The sequence below is a fragment of the Actinoplanes sp. NPDC051633 genome (assembly GCF_040681735.1).
GTDB lineage: Bacteria > Actinomycetota > Actinomycetes > Mycobacteriales > Micromonosporaceae > Actinoplanes.
Genome location: NZ_JBFAZH010000767.1, coordinates 1 through 3,780, shown reverse-complemented (window position 1 = coordinate 3,780; position 3,780 = coordinate 1). Strand labels below are relative to the sequence as shown.

Below are 3,780 nucleotides of genomic sequence, written 5' to 3'. Positions count from 1 at the left end.
CAGCCGGACCACCTGGCCGAGCACGACGGGGTTCTCCACCGTCGCCGCCGCGACCGGCCGGTCCGGCAGGAACAGCCGCCCGTTGCCGGTCAGCGTCATGGTCGCCGAGCCGCCGCCCGAGGAGGTGACGGTGATCGACGGCGGGGGCGCCGCCACGCCGGTGAAGGCGGAGCCGGTGAGCGGGCCGAAGTCGGTCACCGTCAGCACGCCCGGGTCGGCGTCGCGGTCCGACGAGGTGGCGTCGACGGTCAGCTCCTGCCGGTTCGCGTTGTACCTGAGGTCGGTGATGCGGACGACGTCGACCAGCTTGGCGGTCTTGCGGGCGACCGGCCGGTCGCTGTTGTTGACGACCTCGATCGTCGCGCCGCCGGGCACCGAGCCGGTGACCGGGAAGCGGCCGTAGTACCGGCCGTTCTGGCCGCGCAGCCGGGTGCCGCGGAAGCCGAGAGTGGGATTGGAGACCACCTCGATGACCTGGTTGGGCTCGCTGGTGGCGTACACCTCGATGAAGCCGGTCCCGTCCGCCTCCGTGGTGTACGTCGCCTGGTTGATGTCGACGCCGGCGTTGGTCGCGTAGCGGCCCTGGACGCTGAACAGGTCGTTGAAGCCGACCTGGCCGAGCACGGCACCGCTGGTCGGGTCGAGCTGCTCGATCCGCACGAAGTTGGTGTTGTACGGGCTGCCCACGACCTTGTGGTCGACGCCCGGGTCACCGGTGTAGCCGGTCGGCGCGGAGGGGAGCACGGCCGGGTCCCACTTCAGGAACGGGCCGATCCGGCTGTTCAGGGCCTGGCCGAAGGCGCCGGCCGCGGTGCCGATGTCCTCGGTCATGTTGACGCCCCGGTCGGTGGCGACGATGTCGTCGATGCCGTAGGGGTGGGTGATGCGGAAGCGCTGGCCCTCGGGCGCGTCGAACCGGATCCGGACCCGGCCGAACACCATCTGGTCGCCGTCGATCACCTGCTCGCTGGCCCAGGCGCCCTCGAGGTCCATGCCGATCGTCGCCTGCACACCGTTGGTCAGCGTGACCGTGGAGCCGGCCAGCTGGTAGAAGAACTCGCCCGGGAAGTTGTCCGGGTACGAGATCGGCACGTCCGGGTTCGGCACCTCGTCGACGAGCACCGGGCACAGCGGGTCGTCGGTGACGCAGGCCTCGAGCCGGACGTTGTTGCTGTCCCGGTACCAGGCCGGGAAGCCGTGCTCGGCGGTCGGGCCGACCTGCACCAGCCGGCCGAGCCGAGGGGTGGACGGGGTGATGGCGACGGCTGACGCCGTGCCGGCCACCGGGGCGATGACCGCGACGGTCACGCCGAGCGTGACGCCGAGGCGGGCGAGTGATCTCATCATGGGACTCCTGTCCGGTGTTTCTCCGGGGTAGGGAAACACCATCGGGCAGGGCCCAGTGGATTCGCTCAGGCTTGCCTGAGGTTCGGCTGAATTGTCCGTGGCTACCGTTTGGCGAGGTCTTGGACCAATTTGTTCCAGGTTTCGGCGATGGCCGGCATGGAGTAGCGCTCGCTGGTCTTCAGCGCGGCCGTACCCATCGCCCTGAGCCGTTCCGGATCCTCGATCAGCTCGCAGATCGCCGCGGACAGCGCGGGCACGTCCTGTGGCGGCACCAGCAGGCCGTTCACCCCGTCCTCGATGATGTCCGCCGGGCCGGTCGGGCAGTCGAAGGACACCGCCGGCAGGCCGGTGGTCATCGCCTCGAGCAGGACCATCGGCAGGCCCTCGAAGCGGGAGCTGAGCACGTAGAACGAGCTGGCCGACAGCTCCTGGTCCAGAGTCTTGGTGATGCCGGGCATCCGGACCGTCTTCGACAGGCCCAGCTCGGCCACCCGCGCCTGCAGGCCGGCGCGCAGCGGACCGTTGCCGAACACCGCCAGCCGCCAGTCCGGGTGCCGCTCCTGCACCCCGGCCCAGGCCTCGACCAGCATGTCGAAGCCCTTCTGGTTGACGAACCGGCCGGCCGCGATCACCCGCTTGGCCTCGGGGCTGGACGAGGCCGCCTCGCGGGGCGGGATGCCGTTGGGGATGCACTCCAGCCGCACCGCGGACCCGGCCAGCGCCGCCTGGTACGGGGCCAGGTCCTGCCGGGTGAGCACGGTGACGGCGTCGAGCCGGGGGTACGCCTTGCGGATCGCCGCCTGCATCCTCGGCCGGTAGGACCCGAAGTTCATGTGGTCCTGCGCGACCCGCACCAGCCGGCGCGGCGCGAACCAGGCGGACAGCAGATTGAGACCGGGACGCGTGGTGACCAGCACGCCGTCCCGCTCGGCCCGGAAATACCGGATCATCGCCGCGTCCACCACCGGGTCCCAGCGGCGGTAGCGGTAGTCGCGCCGGTGCGGCATCGGGCTGGGGAACCGCCGCGTCTTGCGCGAGAACCGCGAGTTGGTGCCCGGGGCGTCGGTGAAGCGGGAGCCGTCGTCCCGCAGGCCGGTCAGCGTCACCATCCGGACCCGCTCGTCGAGCGTGAAGACCGGCACCTGCCTGGTCCGGTACACACTGGCGATCTCGATGTCGTGCTCGCCGCACAGGGCGTTGGCCTGGTTGAACACCGTGCGAACGGTGCCGCCGGCGCCGTAGGCGTTGTTCAGCACGTACCGGATTCTCACCGGACACAGGATAGCCGGGGCCCGGATCGGCCCGTACGAGGGCTTTGTCGTACCGCCACGATATGGTTCGGCGTCGATGGAAGGGGATTCACGTGTCGCGGTGGCAGGCCCTGCTCTCGGTGGTGCTGAGCATCGTGCCCGCGTCGATCTACCCGGCCGTGGGCGCGACGACCGACATCCTCGACCACCGGGCGCTGCTCGGGCCGGTGGCCGAGCCGGAGTGGTACGAGGCGAACATCCCGTTCGTCGACCTGCCCGACGAGGACATCCAGGCGACCTACTACTACCGGTGGCGCACGTTCAAGGAGGCGCTGAAGTACACCGGGCCCGAGGACGGCTGGATCGTCTCGGAGTTCCTCGGGCCGGTCGGCTACTCCGCGCCCAACGGCGGCATCAACGCCGCCGCCGGCCACCACCTCTACGAGGGACGGTGGCTGCGCGACACGCGATACCTCGACGACTACCTCGACTACTGGCTGCGCGGGTCCGGCTCGCAGGCCAAGCCGAACACCGAGGGGTTGGGCCGCAACAGCTACGACTGGGCGCACCAGTATTCGTTCTGGGCGGTCGACGCGGCGCTGGCCCGGGCCGAGGTGAGCGGCGACTTCGGCTATCTGCTGGACCGGCTGCCCGAGTTGGAGAAGCAGTACAAGACGTGGAAGGGCACGAACTTCGACACGGCCACCGGGCTCTACTGGCAGACGCCGGTGTGGGACGCGATGGAGTTCACCGCCAGTTCGTACCAGAGCGACGACCCGTATCACGGCGGTGACGGCTTCCGGCCGACGCTGAACGCCTACCAGTACGGCGACGCGCGCGCCCTGGCCAAGCTGCTGCGCCGGGCCGGGCAGTCGCAGAAGGCCGCCCGCTACGACCGCGAGGCCACCCGGCTGCGGGAACGCCAGGAGCAGCTGCTCTGGGACGGCGACTTCTACAAGCACGTCATGAGGGACGGCCGGAAGATCACCGATCGCGAGGAGATCGGCTTCGTCCCCTGGTATTTCGACATGCCACCGGCCGCGAACTCCGTGGCCTGGGCCCAGCTGACCGATCCGCAGGGGTTCGCCGCGCCGTACGGGCCGACGACCACCGAGCGGCGCAGCCCGTGGTTCATGCACGAGGCGCTGAACGGCTGCTGCCGCTGGGACGGGCCGAGCTGGCC

2 protein-coding genes and 1 pseudogene are annotated in these 3,780 nt (G+C 70.3%); 1 reads left to right on the top strand and 2 read right to left on the bottom strand.

The features are described 5' to 3' along the window. Both AB0M20_RS31595 and AB0M20_RS31590 read right to left on the bottom strand, forming a co-directional pair. Nucleotides 1-1,347 (bottom strand): hypothetical protein (locus AB0M20_RS31595; RefSeq protein WP_364303985.1); only part of this gene is annotated, 1,347 nt, incomplete at its 3' end. Between the two features lie 101 nt (nt 1,348-1,448). After that, nucleotides 1,449-2,618 (bottom strand): glycosyltransferase family 4 protein, encoded by a 1,170-nt coding sequence (locus AB0M20_RS31590; protein WP_364303984.1) that lies wholly within the window; start codon nt 2,616-2,618, stop codon nt 1,449-1,451. 92 nt (nt 2,619-2,710) lie between these two features. Here AB0M20_RS31590 and AB0M20_RS31585 point away from each other — a divergent pair. Continuing rightward, nucleotides 2,711-3,780 (top strand): annotated as a pseudogene (locus AB0M20_RS31585) (hypothetical protein); the annotation flags it as partial.